Origin of the sequence: Roseateles aquae, assembly GCF_032337115.1 — a bacterium.
In the GTDB taxonomy this organism is placed as follows: Bacteria; Pseudomonadota; Gammaproteobacteria; order Burkholderiales; family Burkholderiaceae_C; genus Roseateles_C; species Roseateles_C aquae.
In genome coordinates, this window is the sequence record NZ_JAVXZY010000008.1 from 167,882 (window position 1) to 183,716 (window position 15,835).

The following is a 15,835-nucleotide window of genomic DNA, read 5'->3' on the forward strand; positions in this document are numbered from 1 at the left end:
CTTCCGATTTCAATTCATTGTTGGAATGTCGCACTGGCATAAGCCTTGCGAATGCCGTCTTGCAGCGATGTCGTCGCCATCCAGCCAAGCTCCCGCAGGCGGCTGACGTCGAGCAATTTTCGCGGGGTGCCATCGGGCTTGCTCGTATCGAAGACGATCTCTCCTTGATAGCCGACACATGCCATGACCGTCTCCGCCAGGTCACGGATGCTCACGTCTTCACCCGTACCGATGTTCACCAGCGGCCCGTCATAGCCGCATCGCATCAGGTGTAGGCAGGCGTCGGCAAGATCGTCGACATAAAGGAATTCGCGTCGCGGCGTGCCTGTTCCCCAGACGACTAACTCACTGTCGCCGCGCAGCTTGGCCTCGTGCGCCTTGCGAATCAGTGCGGGCAGCACATGGCTGCTGGCCAAGTCGTAATTGTCGTTGGGGCCGTATAGATTGGTCGGCATCACGCTGACGTACTGCCGGCCGTACTGTGCGTTATAGGCTTCGCAGAGCTTGATGCCGGCGATCTTGGCTATTGCATAAGGCTCGTTGGTGGGCTCGAGCGAACCGGTCAGCAAGGAATCCTCAGTGATCGGTTGCGCCGCGAGCCGCGGGTAGATGCAGCTGGAACCAAGAAACATCAGGCGCTGCACGCCAGCCAAGTGGGCGCCTTGAATGAGATTGCACTCAATCTGCAGGTTCTGATAGAGGAAGTCCGCGCGCAGGATGTTGTTGGCTTGGATGCCACCAACCTTGGCCGCCGCAATGAATATGTAGTCGGGCTTCTGTTCGCGCAGGAACGCATGGACTGCGGCCTGGTCCAGCAGGTCAAGCTCCTCGCGACTGGCGCAGAGGATGTTCATGTAGCCTGCACTTTCGAGGGCTCGACGAATTGCACTGCCGACCATGCCACGATGGCCGGTGACAAATATCTTTGATTGCTCGTTCATTCTGAATTAGGTTGACTGGGGCGACCGATCTGCCCGTGCCTGGCTGCCCCTGACTTGCTGGCGCACAGCGTCGGACGATGCAAGTTCGTCACGCAGCAAGGAGATCTGACACTGCAGCTCGATGTATTCGCGCTCCTTGCGTCGCAGGAACTCCTTCGTGAGCCTCGTCTTGGTCTGCAAGCCGTGGGGTGTCAGCAGATACAGGTAGCCCAATTTGTTGTCGCTGCGGCGGAAGTTCTCGACCTTGAGCAATCCCTTATTGAGCAACGCGTTCAAGATGAAATTGACCTTGCCAACGCTGACGCCAAGCAGGCCCGCCAACTGACGTTGAGACTCGGGCGCGTGCTGTTCAACAGCGCGCATGGTGGCAAGCTCAAGGTCGGGATCAGCGTGGCGGTGGGGCATTGGACTGTATGTTCACTTCGTGAACGAAGTCTAGCGCATCGAGTCGTCGACCCGGCGGCAACGAAACCTGCTGACGCTCAGGCCTTCCGACTCTGTAGCGCCCAGGCTATGCTCACCAGAAGCCCCAGGAAGCCCCCAAGCAGGGCGAAAACGCTGCGTCGGGGCTTGGACTTTTGGTCTGGGGGCGTCGCCGTATCCACGATCTGGATCAGCGCGCCTTCTCGGCTTTCGTCGACCTTAGCCAATTCAAACTGCTTGGCAAACAATTCGAATAGCGACTCCTCATACTTGAAGTCGCGGTAGCGGCTCAGATAGTCGGCCTGCCTGCCGTCCCCGTGCGGGGCGGAAGTTGCCTCAAGATTGCTTAGCTGTCCTCGGATCGCGCCGAGTTGGGCAAGTGCCTGTTGCATTTCAGGGGCACCGTCGCTCAGGCGGGCACGAAGCGTTTGAACTTTGATCTCGGCGGCGGTGAGCTCTGCCTTGAGCTTCGCGTAGCTCTCAGCGGCTGCCTTGGGTTCAGATTTCAGCGCACCAGGATTGAAACCGCTGTCCTGCAGTGCCAGTTGCGCGCTGGCCAGCCGGGCTTTGCTCTGCTGCATCTGCTGTTCGAAAAAAACGCGACGCTGCTGCGCCTCGGTGATGGCGAGTTCACTGCTGATGCGCCGCAACTCCTCAACATAGGCATTGGCTAGATCTGCACTGCGCTGTGGATCGGTGTCATCGACTTCAATCGCTATCAGGCCGTCCTTCTTACCAATGGTAATTCGGACCTTGTTCGCCAAGTGCTGCCTGACGTTTGAGGCCAGTTTGATGTCGTAGACCTCATTCAGCTTGAATCGCTTGATTAGGCGGTCACTGACCGTGGCGCTTTGCATCAATGCAACGTACTGGTCGGCTGCGGTTCGCACGCCCGCGCCGCCGGCCAAGCCGATCAATGAGCCCAGTGAGGCGATGGCTGATGACGCCATGCTTTGATTTTGCTGTGGCGGCAACAGGCTTGTCTTGGCCGTGAAGGTGGGTGTGATCAGGTAGGTCGCACCATAAGCAATTGCGGCAGCGGCAATTGGCCCTGCCGTGATCAGCGCCAACCGTCCGCGCAGACGCCTGGCCAACTCCGAAAGGTCAATCGTGTCCTCGAACTGGTCAAGGGCTGGTTTTTTTGCGTCGGCAGGCATCTGGCTCAAATTGGACTCTCTATGCGCTGCTGCGCTCAATTCTTCAAAGTCTTTAGCGCGGCCGCCCCAATACCGAACTGGTACAGGATCTGTGTCCATTCCTTGGCTTCCTGCGCAAAGCTGGTCTTGTTCAATTCTTCTGGAACAAAGATCGTGTCACCCGGCAAGGCCGAACTACTCTCGATGCCGTTGCCAGCAAACAGCCACCCTTGCGACTTTTGGCGCGCGCTCAACACGCTGCCATTGGCGCGCAGGACGAAAAGTGAACGCTCGTCGGCACCACGTGTCAATCCACCGGCTAGCCGAATGAAGTCACCCAGCGCAGTGCCGTCGGCATAGAGGTAACTGCCGGCATTGAACACGCTGCCAAACACGCCGATGGAGGTCGGGCGCGGCGGAATGGAGAGCCTGTCGCCGTCTTCGATTTCAAGATTTGGCAGTTCGGTCGCGTTGGGCTGGAGCTGCAGGACGATGCGCCCGGTCGGTCGAACCGCACGCAAACGTTCGATCAACTTACCTGAGCTCCCGACCCTTGCAGTCTGTGTCGCAGCCTCATCAGCACTGAGGGCTTTCTGAGTCGTCGCGGCCCGGGTGAATTCGGTTTCCAGATCTCGCAGGGCTCGCTCATAGTTTTCCTGCTGCGTGATGCGGACGCTCTCTCTCGCAAATTCGGTGCCGAATATGTAGGCCTGCGGCGTCAATCCACCGGCCGCCGCAATTGCATCGGCCAAGGAGGATTTTGGTGGCAACAGATACTCACCGGGACGGAGAACCTCACCTTCGATGCGAATGCGCTTGTTCTGGCGAAACTGAGGCGCCGAAACATTGACCAGGCTATAGGCTCTGAGCAGGTCACCATTCCTCGGCTGCCGGCGCAGATGCTCTGGCAAAGAAAGGTTTTCGACTTTGTTATCGAGCCGACTTTCCAGTCGTTCGATGGTCATCCGGCCCTTGTCTGCAACAGCTGACAAGCCACCCGCCATCTGCAAGATGTCCTCGACTGTTTCACCAGGCTTCAGCTCGAAAATGCCCATCCTGTTGACACTGCCAATCAGGCCGATCTGAGGCCCGACCGCGCCAATGTGGATGACGTCCTCGGCTTGAAGGATTCGATCAGCTGTTTTGTCGCCCTTGACCAGCAAATCATAAAAATCGAGCGTGCTGATCAGGCGCCCCCCGCGACGCAACTCAACGCGCCTGAAGCTGCCTGCCGCAGACGGGCCTCCAGCTTGGACCACAGCATTGACGATCGTCGACAAACTGCTGACCGTGTAGGCGCCGGGCTTGCCAGTGAAGCCTGTCACATAGACACGGATGTTCCTCAAGCGGCCCAGACTGGTGCTGAGCTTGTAGTTGCGGAACATCGACTTCATCCGCGTATCGATCACGCTATTCAAATCGCCGTAGCTGACTCCGGCCACCATCACTGGACCGACTTTTGGGATGGTGATGCGGCCCGCCCGATCAACCGTCAGTCGTAAATCCGCTTCCACTGAGCCCCAGATCGTCAGCAGGACTTCGTCGCCGATGCTGAGGATGTAGTCGGCGGGAACGAGTCCGTTCGTCTCAACAGAATTGTTCTTGGCCGAGAGCATCAATTCCGAGCCGAACCTGCGAACCTCAGGCGCACCATTCTCGAGCTCACCAACGGACTTTTGAACGTAGGTTTCAAATTCGCTGGCCTGGTAGCGCCTGCTGCGCTCGATCAGGCGGCCGTTTTCGTCGCGGGGGCGGCTGTCGCGTAAGTCACGTGTATCGCGCGGCCTGCTGTCGTCTCGATTTCGCCTGTCCGCGTTGTCGTCGTCGAGATCCTGCTCGTCGTTTCGCGACTTGCTACGCTGGTCGTTTTTCAGCCTGATTGGAGCGGTCTCGGAGTCGGAACTGCTTCCATAGCTGCTCTGCGCAATGGCAACGTCGACCGTTCCAATCAGCATCGCGGCCAAAGTCAGGCTTAAAAAAACGGTACCCGAGCGGCCAGACAGTCGGGGCAATGCAGCCGTTTGCTGGGGGGCAGCATTGTTCAACTCTTGACGTCTCATGGGTGGGCTCGCTCTGGCTTCGGTCTGGGGCTCGGACATCAAGTGCATTGACCTGATGCTGATGCGCCGCGGATTCTAGCGTTCCCCGAGTCAGCATCGAGCTGCCTTGGTGCGTCGCTACACTTGCGACCATGTATCCGTTGCTGCTTTCGTTTTTGGTCGCGACTATTGCGACCTTGCTGGTGATTCATTCGGCGCGTAGCCATGGGCATCTTTCGGCCGACCTCGACTTGTCCGGCCCACAGAAGTTTCACGCAGCGCCGGTGCCCAGAGTCGGCGGGGTGGGGCTGTTCGCTGGCATGCTGGCCTGCGCAGCCTATGCATGGTGGCTCAATCCTGAGCACGCTCGCCTCGGTATCCTTTTGCTCCTCTGCGGCTTGCCAGCGTTTCTGGCGGGCTTGATTGAAGATATCACCAAGCGGGTGTCGCCCTTCATGCGCCTAATTGCAACGGCAATTTCTGCGGCGCTCGCGGCCTGGCTCCTGGATGCACAGATAGTGCGAACTGACATTCCCGGACTTGATTGGTTGGTCGGAACCAGCGTCGGTGCGCTAGCCGCAACTGTGTTTACGGTTTCTGGCGTTGCCAACTCGGTCAACATCATTGACGGATTCAATGGGCTGTCATCAATGTGTGTGACTCTCATGCTGCTGAGCTTCTGCTATGTGGCGCACATTGTTGGGGATGCCGACTTGGCGCTCTGGGCGCTCGCGGGCGTCGGGGCCGTGCTCGGCTTCTTTGTTTGGAACTTCCCGCACGGGCTGATCTTCTTGGGTGACGGCGGTGCATACTTCTTAGGCTTCCTGGTCGCGGAACTCGGCGTTTTGCTGATCGCGCGGCATCCACAGGTATCGCCTTTGTTTGCACTGATGGTTTGCATCTATCCGGTGTTCGAGACGGTGTTCTCGATCTACCGGAGGCGTTTCATCCGTGCGACACCGCCAGGGCTGCCTGATGGCATCCATCTGCACTCCTTGGTCTACCGGCGACTGATGCGATGGGCAATCGGCGCAGCAGATGCGCGTGCGCTGGTCCGGCGAAATTCGATGACCGCACCCTATTTGTGGATGCTTTGCATTTCCTCATTGGTGCCAGCTGTGCTGTTCTGGGACTCAACGCCCATGCTGGCAGCTTGCATGACGTTGTTTGGCGTCAGCTACGTGGGCTTGTACTGGCGAATCGTGCGATTTCGCACCCCGAAGTGGCTGGTCTTTCGCTCGCCAGTGCGAAGTGTCAACGATGGGTCTCGTGCGCTGCCAGTTGATGGCAAGAACGGGTCGCGGGAGTAGATCGGGGATAATCCTGGGCTATGACCGACACCACCACCACTGAAGCAGCCGTTCCGGCGCGCTTCGACACCCTGCCTCTGGACGCCAAGTTGTTGCGTGCCGTGGCGGACTCTGGCTACACCAGCATGACGCCGATTCAGGCCAAAGCGATTCCCATCGTGCTGGAGGGGCGGGATGTGATGGGGGCGGCTCAGACCGGCACTGGCAAGACGGCTGCGTTCTCGATTCCGCTGTTGCAGCGCATGCTCAAGCATGAGAACAGCAGTGTGTCGCCGGCCCGCCATCCGGTGCGAGCGCTGGTGCTGGCGCCAACGCGGGAATTGGCGGATCAGGTGGCCAACAACGTCAAGGCCTATTCCAAGCACACCAATCTGCGTGTGGCCTGCGTCTTCGGCGGCATCGACATGAAGCCGCAGACCCTGCAGCTGAAGGCGGGCGTAGAGGTGCTGATCGCCACGCCGGGCCGACTGCTTGACCATATCGAGGCCAAGAACTGCGTGCTCAACCAGGTCGAGTACGTGGTGCTGGATGAAGCCGACCGGATGCTGGACATCGGCTTCCTGCCCGATCTGCAGCGCATCCTCAGCTATCTGCCCAAGACCCGTCAGACCTTGTTGTTCTCGGCGACCTTCTCGCCGGAGATCAAACGCCTGGCCGAAAGCTATCTGCAGAATCCGCAGCTGGTGGAAGTGGCGCGGCCGAACGCAACGGCCACCAATGTTGAACAGCTGTTCTACGGCGTTGGTGATGAGGACAAGCGCCGTGCGGTGCTCAAGGTGCTGCGTGAGCGCGAGATCCAGCAGGCCATCGTGTTCGTCAATTCCAAGCTGGGTTGTGCCCGGCTCGCGCGCTCCTTTGAGCGCGACGGCCTGCGCACCAATGCGCTGCATGGCGACAAGTCGCAGGACGAGCGGCTGAAGGCGCTGGAGGCGTTCAAGCGCAACGAGGTCGATGTGCTGGTGTGTACCGACGTCGCGGCGCGTGGCCTGGACATCGCCGATCTGCCGGCAGTGTTCAATTTCGACGTGCCTTTCAACGCCGAGGACTATGTCCATCGCATCGGCCGCACCGGCCGCGCCGGCGCCAGCGGCATTGCGGTGACCCTGGTCACCAAGAGCGATGCGCGGCTGATCGGTGATATCGAGAAGCTGATCAAGCGCAAGATCGACCTGGAGGCGATCGAGCTCGATGAAGAGCGCCCGCGCCGTCCGCCGCGTCGTGAATGGGATGCTCGCCCCGCAGAGGCCGATGTGGTCGCTGCGGCGCCAGCGCCGGCAGCGCGTCCCGCACGTGGCCCGCGCGATCCGATCTTCGATCAGCCCTATGAAGCCAAGGCCGCCAGCGGCGAGGCGGCGGCCTGGGAGAAGTCGGCCAGCAGCACGGCGCCCAAGGGCTTGTCGAGCTATATCAAGCCGAAGAAAAAGGTCGCGGCCTTGTTCGGTGCCAAGCAGCCGGCCGTCACGCAAGACGCCTGAGTGGTGCAGGCTTGCTGCCTGCCGAGAACGGAAGCCAAGAAGGGCGCAGCTGCGATGGCAGCTGCGCCCTTCTTCATTGCGGGGTCAGGTCTTGACTCAGCCCGCCAGGATGGCGAACACGGCGGGCATTCGATCAGGCATGCCTTCGCGCTGCTGGCGCCATTCGTCGATCGTGGCGCTGCGCGTCCAGCCTGTTGCGAGGCTGAGGCCGCAGCTGACCGACAGCCGCGTCTGCGGCTTCAGACTGCTCAGCAGTGCCTGCAGCAGGGCGGTGTTGCGGTAGGGCGTTTCAATCATCAGCTGGGTCTGCTGCTGGCGCAGCGACAGCGCCTCCAGCTCGCGGATGCGCGCCGTGCGCGCCTGTGCATCGACCGGCAGATAGCCGACAAAGGCAAAGCTCTGCCCGTTCAGGCCACTGGCTGCCAGTGCCAGCAGCAGCGAGCTGGGGCCGCTCAGCGGCACCACCTCGATGTCCTGCTCGTGTGCGGCGGCAACCAGCCTTGCGCCCGGGTCGGCGATGGCGGGCAGGCCGGCCTCCGAGATCAGGCCCAGGTCATGGCCGGCCAGCGCCGGCGCCAGCAGTGCCTGCCACGCCGCGCTGTCGTTGCCGTCTCCACCCGCTTTGCCGCCACCCTTGCCGCCGCCTTTGGGTGGTCGCGGCAGCTCCTTGATCTCTAGCTGCTGCAGCGGCTGGCTCAGCGGCACGATGGCGTCCACCCGCTTCAGGAAGGCGCGCGTGGTCTTGGCGCTTTCTGCGGCCCAGTGGCCGAGGCCGGCGGCGATCTCCAGCACCTGGGTCGGAATGACGCGGCGCAGGTCCACCGCGTCGGCCTCGTCCATGCCGAAGTCCAGCGTGTTGGGCATCAGGTAGAGGCGGCCCTTCTTGCGGCTCATGCGTGGCTCCCGGTGGCGGTGTTGGGCGCAGCGCTTGTCAGCGCATTGAGCCCGCCTTCGCGCAGCATTCTGGCGGTGCGGATCAGTGGCAGGCCGATCAGCGCCGTCGGGTCATCGGATTCGATCGCTTCCAGCAACGCGATGCCCAGGCCTTCGGACTTGGCGCTGCCGGCGCAGTCGTAGGGCTGTTCGACGCGCAGGTACTGCTCAATCTCGGCGTCGCTGAGCGTGCGAAAGCGCACCTTGACCGGGGCCAGGTCTTGCGCGACGTAGCTGCGCGCTGTGCAAACCACGGCCACGGCCGTCTGGAACACGACCTCACGCCCGCTCATGGCGCGCAGCTGTTCGACGGCGCGTTCGTGCGTGCCGGGCTTGCCGATGCTCTGGCCATCGACATCGGCGACCTGGTCTGAGCCGATCACCAAGGCCGCAGGAAACTGCGCGGCCACGGCCTGAGCCTTGGCCAAGGCCAGCCTGCGTGCCAGTGCGGCCGGTGCTTCGCCGGGAAGTGGGGTTTCGTCGACCTGCGGCGAGCAGACCTCAAAAGGCAGGCGCAGCCGCGCCAGCAACTCGCGACGGTAGATCGAGGTGGAGCCCAGCACCAGACGGGGCTGGCTGGGTGTGGGAGAGGAGGGGGCTTGGCTCATGGCTGGATTGTCCCATCGCGGGCGGCTCGTACACTTCAGCCCATGAAGCAGCGTCAACACGATCCCCTGAACCTCGATGTCGAGGTCTTTGCCCGCGATGCGGCCAGCCTGCAAGGCGACTGGCCGGCGCAGAGTCTGGAGCGCCTGGTCGAAGGCGCGGCACCCGAGTCTTCGGTTTCGGACTGGCCGCCCGTGCGCTGGCAAGTGCAGGGTGAATGCCGGCCGGTGCGTGGTGGACAGGATCAGATCTGGCTGCATCTGCAAGTCGATGCCGAGGTGGTCCTGACCTGCCAGCGTTGCCTGAAGCCGATGGCGGTACCGCTGGCACTTGATCGGGACTTCCATTTCGTCCGCGACGAGCGCACCGCTGCCGAACTTGATGCGGACAGCGAAGATGATGTGCTCGCAATGACACGTCACCTGGACCTGCGTGAGTTGGTCGAGGATGAGCTGCTGCTCGATTTGCCCCTGGTGCCTCGTCATGAGTCCTGCCCGGACCCGCTACCGGCGGTGTTGGGCGACGCCGATGAATTCGAGGAAGCAGAGGAGGAGCGCCCCAATCCGTTTGCGGCTTTGGCGGCTCTCAAGGGCAAGGGCACGCCGAAGGCCTGATTAGGGTTGGAGTGCCTGTGCGCCGGTGGGTGTGCAGGCCCGTGGTGCGCGCAGCGTCTGCCCACGCCCGCGTTTGGCTCAGCGGCGCTTTCTTGCGGCCGCTTTACTTGCTGGCTCTTTTGCAATTCGATCGCATCGTGCTAGAATCATCGGCTTTCCCCGGTACAACAGAATTTCGAGCAGGCCTTTGAGTGACAGAGCCTCAAGGCAGGGCCCGGAGCCGCAGTGGTGGTTCCAGGCATCTCGCAATCGTGCGGCTGCAGGATCTGTTGGTGAGAGCCGGGGTGCCGAGGCGTCGGTAGCGGGCGTGCAGCGCGCGCCCGTCGAGCAAGCCTCACTCACCGAAGCCGAAGGAGAATCAACATGGCCGTTCAGCAAAACAAGAAGTCGCCTTCCAAGCGTGGCATGCACCGTTCGCACAACGCCCTGGTCACCCCGGGTACCGCGATCGAGCCGACCACCGGCGAAGTGCATCTGCGTCACCACATCAGCCCGACCGGCTTCTATCGTGGTCGCAAGGTCCTGAAGACCAAGGCAGACGCCTGATCGAGTTCCCTGTGGTGGCCCCTCGGGCTGCCACGGCGCTCGTCGCCTGTTTGCATCACAAGCCCGGCTGATCGCTTTGCGCGCTGCCGGGCTTTTGTGCTTGTGCCGTCGCGGGTTTGCGGTGCCGGGTGATCCCCGGGTGCGCCCGCTTGTCCGGCACCCCGCTGTCGCGTAAGGTGCCCGGTTTGTAGCGGGCTCTGCCGTGCCGGCTGCCCACGAATTAGCTTCCCCATGTCCGCTACCGATTTCACTGTCTCGCCTGCGTCCGGGCCGATCCGGCTGTCCGTGGATTGCATGGGCGGGGACCATGGACCATCGGTCACCTTGCCGGCGGCGCAGGCTTTTTTGGCTGCCCATCCTGAAGCGGAACTCTTGCTGGTCGGACTGCCGGATGCGCTGGCGCCGGCCGTCAACTGGCCGCGTTGTCAGGTCATCGCCGCCAGCGAAGTTGTGGCCATGGACGATCCTGTCGAGTTGGCCTTGCGCCGCAAGAAGGACTCGTCGATGCGGGTGGCGATCAACCAGGTCAAGTCCGGCGCGGCCCATGTCTGCGTGTCGGCCGGCAATACCGGCGCGCTGATGGCGCTGGCGCGCTATCTGCTCAAGACGCTGGACGGCATTGACCGGCCGGCACTGGCCAGCGTGATGCCCAATCAGCGTGGCGGTTTCACCACCGTGCTGGATCTTGGCGCCAACGTCGATTGCACGGCCGAACATCTGCTGCAGTTCGCGGTGATGGGCTCGGCCCTGGTGTCGGCCGTCGACGGCAAGGCCGAACCCTCGGTCGGTCTGCTCAATATCGGCGAAGAGGTGATCAAGGGCAACGAGGCGATCAAGCAGGCCGGTGAATTGCTGCGCAAGGCGGCGGCCGACGGGCAGCTGAACTTCTATGGCAATGTCGAAGGCAACGACATCTTCAAGGGCACGACCGATATCGTCGTTTGTGATGGATTTGTCGGCAACGTCGCCTTGAAGACGGCCGAAGGCCTGGCGACGATGATCTCCAGCTTCATCCGTGATGAATTCAGTCGTACACCGTTGACCAAGCTGGTGGCCTTGCTGGCCTTGCCCATCCTGCAGCGCTTCAAGAACCGTGTTGACCACCGCCGCCTGAGTGGTGCGGCATTGCTGGGCCTGCGTGGCCTGGTGTTCAAGAGCCACGGCTCGGCCGATGCGCTGGCCTTCGAGACCGCGATGAACAGGGCGTATGATGCCGCCCGCAACCGGTTGCTGGACCGGGTTCACGATCGCATCATCGCCACCTTGCAGGAGCTGCCGGCACCGCCGGTGGACGCACAGGGCGATGCAGGAGACAAGATGGCCCCGGCCGTCCAAGCTGCATGACAAGCACCAACGCACTGCCTACCCCCGCCCCCCGCTATGCCCGCATCCTCGGAACGGGCAGCTATCTGCCCCCGAAGCGCCTGAGCAATGCCGAGCTGGCGGCGCAACTGGCCAAGGATGGCATCGAGACCTCGGACGAGTGGATCGTCGAGCGCACCGGCATCCATGCCCGCCATTTCGCCGAGCCTGGCGTCACGGCCAGCGAACTGGCCTTGCCCGCCGCCCGCGCGGCGCTGGAGGCAGCCGGTGTCGATGCCAGCGAAATCGACCTGATCATCGTCGCCACCTCTACGCCGGACATGATCTTCCCCTCGACCGCTTGCCTGCTGCAGGCCAAGCTGGGCAATGTCGGCGCGGCGGCCTTCGATGTGCAGGCAGTGTGCTCGGGCTTTGTCTACGCGCTGACCGTGGCCGATTCGATGATCAAGACCGGGGCGGCCAAGAAGGCCCTGGTGATCGGCGCTGAGGTCTTCTCACGTATTCTCGATTTCAAGGACCGCACCACCTGCGTGCTGTTCGGTGATGGCGCCGGTGCGGTTGTCGTTGGCGCGAGTGACACGCCGGGCATTCTTGCCAGCGAGCTGCACGCCGATGGCCGCCATGCCAATATTCTGTGCACGCCGGGAACGGTCAGCGGTGGTCAGGTGCTGGGCGATCCCTTGCTGAAGATGGATGGCCAGGCGGTGTTCAAGCTGGCCGTTGGCGTGCTGGAAAAGGTGGCCCGCGCGGTGCTCGAGAAGGCTGGCCGGACCGATGCTGATATCGACTGGCTGATTCCTCACCAGGCCAATATCCGCATCATGCAGGGCACGGCCAAGAAGCTGAAGATGCCGCTGGAAAAGCTGATCGTCACCGTTGATCAGCACGGCAACACCTCGGCCGCTTCGATCCCGCTGGCGCTGGACGTGGCGGTACGCTCTGGCCGCATCAAGAGCGGCGACACCGTGATGCTTGAAGGCGTGGGCGGTGGCTTCACCTGGGGTGCGGTGCTGCTCGACCTCTGACATCAGACTGTTATTCAACGAAGAGATTCCACACATGAGCGCAAGCTTTGCATTCGTGTTCCCCGGTCAGGGTTCGCAGACCGTGGGCATGCTGGACGCCTTGGGCGACCATCCTGAAGTTCGTCGCACGCTGGAAGAGGCCTCGACCGCGCTTGGCGAGGACATTGGCGCGCTGATCAAGAACGGCCCCAAGGAACAGCTGGACCTGACCACCAACACCCAGCCGGTGATGCTGACGGCGGGCATTGCCTGCTACCGCGCCTGGCTGGCCGAGACTGGCCTGAAGCCCGCTGCCGCCGCGGGCCATTCGCTGGGCGAGTACAGCGCCCTGGTCGCTGCCGGCGCACTGAGCTTGGCTGAGGCCTTGCCGCTGGTGCGTTTCCGCGCTCAGGCCATGCAGGAAGCGGTGCCGGTGGGTGTGGGCGCGATGGCGGCCATCCTGGGCCTCGAAGCGCAGGCCGTGCGCGACGTTTGCGCGGCTGCTGCTGTGGCTGTCGGCGAGGCCGTCGAGGCGGTCAATTTCAATGATCCCAAGCAGACCGTCATTGCTGGTACCAAGGTCGGTGTCGACAAGGCATGCGAGTTGCTGAAGGCGGCCGGTGCCAAGCGCGCCCTGCCGCTGGCGGTGTCGGCACCGTTTCACAGCAGCCTGATGAAGCCGGCGGCCGAACGGCTGAAGGAAAAACTGGCCTCCACCACGTTTGCCGCGATGGAGTTTCCGGTGCTCAGCAATATTGACGTCACGGTGGCCGCCGATGCTGATGCGCTGCGCGACGCCTTGTATCGTCAGGCCTTCGGGCCGGTGCGCTGGGTCGAGATCGTGCAGGCGCTGAAGGCGCGTGGCATCGGTCATGTGATCGAGTGCGGGCCGGGCAAGGTGCTGGCCGGCCTGGCCAAGCGCGTCGACGCGGAACTGCTTAGCGCCACCGTGCTGGACCCGGCCTCGCTGGCCGATGCACGGGCACTGCTGGGCTGAAGCTGCAACGTACAGAAAGCAAGACATGACTGAAGCAAGCAAACCCCAGGTGGCCCTGGTCACCGGCGCGAGTCGCGGCATTGGCCGCGCGATCGCGTTGACGCTGGCCCAGCGCGGCTATACCGTGATCGGCACCGCAACGACCGAATCCGGCGCCGCCGCCATTGGCGAGGCGCTGGCCGGCTTCGGCGGTCGTGGCCTGGCGCTCAATGTCAATGACGCCGCGGCCGTCGAGGCGGCGATTGACGATATCGTCAAGCAGCAGGGTGGCCTGCAGGTGCTGGTCAACAATGCCGGCATCACCCGCGACACGCTGGCCATGCGCATGAAGGACGACGATTGGGACGCCGTGCTGGACACCAATCTGAAGGCCGTCTTCCGCATGAGCCGTGCGGTGATGCGCACGATGATGAAGCAGCGCTATGGCCGCATCATCAGCATCACCTCGGTCGTCGGCGCCTCCGGCAATCCCGGCCAGGCCAATTACGCGGCAGCCAAGGCCGGCGTGGCCGGCATGACGCGCTCGCTGGCGCGTGAGCTGGGCAGTCGTGGCATTACCGTCAACTGTGTCGCGCCGGGCTTCATCGCCACCGACATGACCGAGGTGCTGCCCGAGGCCCAGAAGGCCGCGCTGCTGGCGCAGATTCCGGTGGGCCGTCTGGGCGAGCCGGCCGAGATCGCCGATGCCGTGGCCTTCCTGGCTTCGCCGCAGGCTGCCTACATCACTGGCACCGAACTGCACGTCAATGGCGGCATGTTCATGAACTGATTTTTGGTCTGAGGCTGGGGCGTTTTCGAGCGCCTCGGCTCACCGGATTCGCCCGGCCGGTGTGGGCCTGCTAGAGTGCGCTGCGCAGTGATCAAAACCTGCCGCGGCAGCCCGACTTAGGGATGTCACTCTACAGGCCTTAGAATCCCGGGCTGTTCCTTGCAATCCCCTCCTGGAGGAGTCATGAGCGATATCGAAGCACGTGTCAAGAAAATCATCGCCGAGCAACTCGGCGTGCCTGAAGCCGATGTGACCACGGAGAAGGCCTTCGTGGCCGATCTGGGCGCTGATTCTCTGGACACCGTGGAACTGGTGATGGCACTCGAAGACGAGTTCGGCATCGAAATCCCCGATGAAGAAGCCGAGAAGATCACCACGGTGCAACTGGCGATCGATTACGCCGTCAAGCACCAGAAGGCCTAAGAGCTCAGCTCTTCAAGCCCGCGTTTCCTAACCGATCCCTGTACCGCATGAGCCGTCGTCGCGTTGTCGTCACCGGTCTTGGTCTGATCAGCCCCGTGGGCAACACGGTGGCTGAAGGCTGGGCCAACATCCTGGCCGGCCAATCCGGCATTGACCGCATCACCCGTTTTGATCCCGCCGCCTTTGCCTGCCAGTTCGCTGGCGAGGTCAAGGGATTCGACGTGGCTGAGTACATGTCCACCAAGGAAGCGCGGACGATGGACCGCTTCATCCACTACGGATTGGCGGCATCGATTCAGGCGGTGCGCGATGCGGGCCTGCTGACCGGTGATCAACTCACCGAAGAGCAGGCAGAGCGCATCGGCGTGCTGGTCGGTTCGGGCATCGGCGGTCTGCCGATGATCGAGGAGACGCATGCGGAGTTGACGGCGCGGGGGCCGCGTCGCATCTCCCCCTTCTTCGTGCCCGCTTCGATCATCAACATGATCTCGGGCCATGTGTCCATCAAGTTCGGCTTCCAAGGCCCGAACCTGGGCATCGTGACCGCCTGCACCACCGGCTTGCACAGCATCGGTGAAGCAGGTCGTCTGATTGAATACGGTGACGCCGACGTGATGGTCGCGGGCGGCGCCGAGTCGACGGTGTCGCCGCTGGGCGTCGGTGGCTTTGCCGCCGCACGCGCGCTGTCGACCCGCAACGACGATCCCAAGACCGCATCGCGGCCCTGGGACAAGGACCGCGACGGCTTTGTGCTGGGTGAGGGCGCGGGCGTGCTGGTGCTGGAAGAGTACGAGCATGCCAAGAAGCGCGGCGCCAAGATCTATGCCGAGCTGGCCGGTTTCGGCATGGGTGCCGATGCCTATCACATGACGGCACCGAATGTGGATGGCCCGAAGCGCTCGATGCGCGCGGCGCTGCGCAATGCCGGCATCAATGCCGATCAGGTGCATTACATGAACGCTCACGGCACCTCGACGCCGCTGGGTGATGTCAACGAAACCAACGCGATCAAGCTGGCTTTTGGCGACCATGCCAAGCAGCTGGTGGTGTCGTCGACCAAGTCGATGACTGGCCACCTGCTCGGCGGCGCGGGTGGCATCGAGTCGGTGTTCACCGTACTGGCTGTGCGTGACCAGATCGCGCCGCCAACGATCAATATCTTCAACCAGGATCCCGAGTGCGATCTGGACTACTGCGCCAACACCGCGCGGCCGATGAAGATCGAATACGCCGCCAAGAACAACTTCGGTTTCGGCGGTACCAACGGCACGCTGATATTCAAGCGGATCTGATCGT

16 protein-coding genes are annotated in these 15,835 nt (G+C 62.6%); 10 read left to right on the top strand and 6 right to left on the bottom strand.

Features of this window, described 5'->3' with window-relative positions:
- Window positions 1-14: 14 nt before the first annotated feature.
- The 4 genes from RQP53_RS18440 to RQP53_RS18455 form a co-directional block, all read right to left on the bottom strand.
- The gene (locus RQP53_RS18440; protein ID WP_315652147.1) at window positions 15-941 is read right to left on the bottom strand and encodes a GDP-L-fucose synthase family protein; all 927 of its coding nucleotides are present in this window, start codon (window positions 939-941) and stop codon (window positions 15-17) included.
- Window positions 942-947: 6 nt separating this feature from the next.
- On the bottom strand, window positions 948-1,346 hold the full coding sequence (locus RQP53_RS18445; RefSeq protein WP_315652148.1) for a MarR family EPS-associated transcriptional regulator: 399 nt from the start codon (window positions 1,344-1,346) through the stop codon (window positions 948-950).
- A gap of 77 nt (window positions 1,347-1,423) precedes the next feature.
- Window positions 1,424-2,620, bottom strand: a complete 1,197-nt coding sequence (locus RQP53_RS18450) for a Wzz/FepE/Etk N-terminal domain-containing protein (RefSeq protein WP_315652149.1) — start codon at window positions 2,618-2,620, stop codon at window positions 1,424-1,426.
- Window positions 2,557-4,560, bottom strand: a complete 2,004-nt coding sequence (locus RQP53_RS18455; RefSeq protein ID WP_315652150.1) for an SLBB domain-containing protein — start codon at window positions 4,558-4,560, stop codon at window positions 2,557-2,559. Before RQP53_RS18455 ends, RQP53_RS18450 begins: the two co-directional genes overlap by 64 nt.
- A gap of 131 nt (window positions 4,561-4,691) precedes the next feature.
- Here RQP53_RS18455 and RQP53_RS18460 point away from each other — a divergent pair, with 131 nt between their 5' ends.
- Both RQP53_RS18460 and RQP53_RS18465 read left to right on the top strand, forming a co-directional pair.
- Window positions 4,692-5,849 (top strand): MraY family glycosyltransferase, encoded by a 1,158-nt coding sequence (locus RQP53_RS18460; protein WP_315652151.1) that lies wholly within the window; start codon window positions 4,692-4,694, stop codon window positions 5,847-5,849.
- A 20-nt stretch (window positions 5,850-5,869) separates the two neighbouring features.
- Complete coding sequence (locus RQP53_RS18465) at window positions 5,870-7,324, top strand: DEAD/DEAH box helicase (RefSeq protein ID WP_315652152.1); 1,455 nt, start codon at window positions 5,870-5,872, stop codon at window positions 7,322-7,324.
- A 96-nt stretch (window positions 7,325-7,420) separates the two neighbouring features.
- On the opposite strand, the gene RQP53_RS18470 is transcribed toward RQP53_RS18465, so the two are convergent.
- Both RQP53_RS18470 and RQP53_RS18475 read right to left on the bottom strand, forming a co-directional pair.
- Window positions 7,421-8,218, bottom strand: a complete 798-nt coding sequence (locus tag RQP53_RS18470) for an SAM-dependent methyltransferase (protein WP_315652153.1) — start codon at window positions 8,216-8,218, stop codon at window positions 7,421-7,423.
- Window positions 8,215-8,865 carry a Maf family nucleotide pyrophosphatase gene (locus RQP53_RS18475; protein WP_315652154.1) on the bottom strand — a complete coding sequence of 217 codons (651 nt, stop codon included), beginning with the start codon at window positions 8,863-8,865 and terminating at the stop codon, window positions 8,215-8,217. Before RQP53_RS18475 ends, RQP53_RS18470 begins: the two co-directional genes overlap by 4 nt.
- A 42-nt stretch (window positions 8,866-8,907) precedes the next feature.
- Between RQP53_RS18475 and RQP53_RS18480 the strand changes: the two genes are divergently transcribed.
- The 8 genes from RQP53_RS18480 (at window position 8,908) to fabF (ending at window position 15,831) form a co-directional block, all read left to right on the top strand.
- Window positions 8,908-9,477: a YceD family protein gene (locus RQP53_RS18480; RefSeq protein WP_315652155.1), complete on the top strand. Its 570-nt coding sequence runs from the start codon at window positions 8,908-8,910 to the stop codon at window positions 9,475-9,477.
- A 363-nt stretch (window positions 9,478-9,840) separates the two neighbouring features.
- Window positions 9,841-10,023, top strand: a complete 183-nt coding sequence (rpmF, locus tag RQP53_RS18485) for a 50S ribosomal protein L32 (RefSeq protein ID WP_009552540.1) — start codon at window positions 9,841-9,843, stop codon at window positions 10,021-10,023.
- A 231-nt stretch (window positions 10,024-10,254) separates the two neighbouring features.
- Complete coding sequence (gene plsX, locus RQP53_RS18490; protein ID WP_315652156.1) at window positions 10,255-11,367, top strand: phosphate acyltransferase PlsX; 1,113 nt, start codon at window positions 10,255-10,257, stop codon at window positions 11,365-11,367.
- A complete protein-coding gene (locus tag RQP53_RS18495; RefSeq protein WP_315652157.1) occupies window positions 11,364-12,371 on the top strand; it encodes a beta-ketoacyl-ACP synthase III in 1,008 nt (335 codons plus the stop codon). The genes plsX and RQP53_RS18495 overlap by 4 nt, the downstream gene beginning before the upstream one ends.
- A gap of 34 nt (window positions 12,372-12,405) precedes the next feature.
- Window positions 12,406-13,347, top strand: coding sequence for an ACP S-malonyltransferase (gene fabD / locus RQP53_RS18500; RefSeq protein WP_315652158.1), 942 nt, complete (start codon window positions 12,406-12,408; stop codon window positions 13,345-13,347).
- A 25-nt stretch (window positions 13,348-13,372) separates the two neighbouring features.
- Window positions 13,373-14,116 carry a 3-oxoacyl-ACP reductase FabG gene (fabG, locus tag RQP53_RS18505; protein WP_315652159.1) on the top strand — a complete coding sequence of 248 codons (744 nt, stop codon included), beginning with the start codon at window positions 13,373-13,375 and terminating at the stop codon, window positions 14,114-14,116.
- A gap of 183 nt (window positions 14,117-14,299) precedes the next feature.
- On the top strand, window positions 14,300-14,539 hold the full coding sequence (gene acpP, locus RQP53_RS18510) for an acyl carrier protein (RefSeq protein ID WP_315652160.1): 240 nt from the start codon (window positions 14,300-14,302) through the stop codon (window positions 14,537-14,539).
- Window positions 14,540-14,586: 47 nt separating this feature from the next.
- Complete coding sequence (gene fabF, locus RQP53_RS18515) at window positions 14,587-15,831, top strand: beta-ketoacyl-ACP synthase II (RefSeq protein ID WP_315652161.1); 1,245 nt, start codon at window positions 14,587-14,589, stop codon at window positions 15,829-15,831.
- Window positions 15,832-15,835: the final 4 nt, after the last annotated feature.

Excerpts from the sequence above, each read along its gene's own strand:
- fabG (WP_315652159.1), top strand. The coding sequence starts at position 13,373 with ATGACTGAAGCAAGCAAACCCCAGGTGGCCCTGGTCACCGGCGCGAGT.
- plsX (WP_315652156.1), top strand. The coding sequence starts at position 10,255 with ATGTCCGCTACCGATTTCACTGTCTCGCCTGCGTCCGGGCCGATCCGG.
- RQP53_RS18480 (WP_315652155.1), top strand. The coding sequence starts at position 8,908 with ATGAAGCAGCGTCAACACGATCCCCTGAACCTCGATGTCGAGGTCTTT.
- rpmF (WP_009552540.1), top strand. The coding sequence starts at position 9,841 with ATGGCCGTTCAGCAAAACAAGAAGTCGCCTTCCAAGCGTGGCATGCAC.
- RQP53_RS18470 (WP_315652153.1), bottom strand. The coding sequence starts at position 8,218 with ATGAGCCGCAAGAAGGGCCGCCTCTACCTGATGCCCAACACGCTGGAC.
- acpP (WP_315652160.1), top strand. The coding sequence starts at position 14,300 with ATGAGCGATATCGAAGCACGTGTCAAGAAAATCATCGCCGAGCAACTC.
- RQP53_RS18475 (WP_315652154.1), bottom strand. The coding sequence starts at position 8,865 with ATGAGCCAAGCCCCCTCCTCTCCCACACCCAGCCAGCCCCGTCTGGTG.
- RQP53_RS18460 (WP_315652151.1), top strand. The coding sequence starts at position 4,692 with ATGTATCCGTTGCTGCTTTCGTTTTTGGTCGCGACTATTGCGACCTTG.
- fabF (WP_315652161.1), top strand. The coding sequence starts at position 14,587 with ATGAGCCGTCGTCGCGTTGTCGTCACCGGTCTTGGTCTGATCAGCCCC.
- RQP53_RS18440 (WP_315652147.1), bottom strand. The coding sequence starts at position 941 with ATGAACGAGCAATCAAAGATATTTGTCACCGGCCATCGTGGCATGGTC.
- RQP53_RS18450 (WP_315652149.1), bottom strand. The coding sequence starts at position 2,620 with ATGGACACAGATCCTGTACCAGTTCGGTATTGGGGCGGCCGCGCTAAA.
- RQP53_RS18445 (WP_315652148.1), bottom strand. The coding sequence starts at position 1,346 with ATGCCCCACCGCCACGCTGATCCCGACCTTGAGCTTGCCACCATGCGC.
- fabD (WP_315652158.1), top strand. The coding sequence starts at position 12,406 with ATGAGCGCAAGCTTTGCATTCGTGTTCCCCGGTCAGGGTTCGCAGACC.
- RQP53_RS18455 (WP_315652150.1), bottom strand. The coding sequence starts at position 4,560 with ATGAGACGTCAAGAGTTGAACAATGCTGCCCCCCAGCAAACGGCTGCA.
- RQP53_RS18465 (WP_315652152.1), top strand. The coding sequence starts at position 5,870 with ATGACCGACACCACCACCACTGAAGCAGCCGTTCCGGCGCGCTTCGAC.
- RQP53_RS18495 (WP_315652157.1), top strand. The coding sequence starts at position 11,364 with ATGACAAGCACCAACGCACTGCCTACCCCCGCCCCCCGCTATGCCCGC.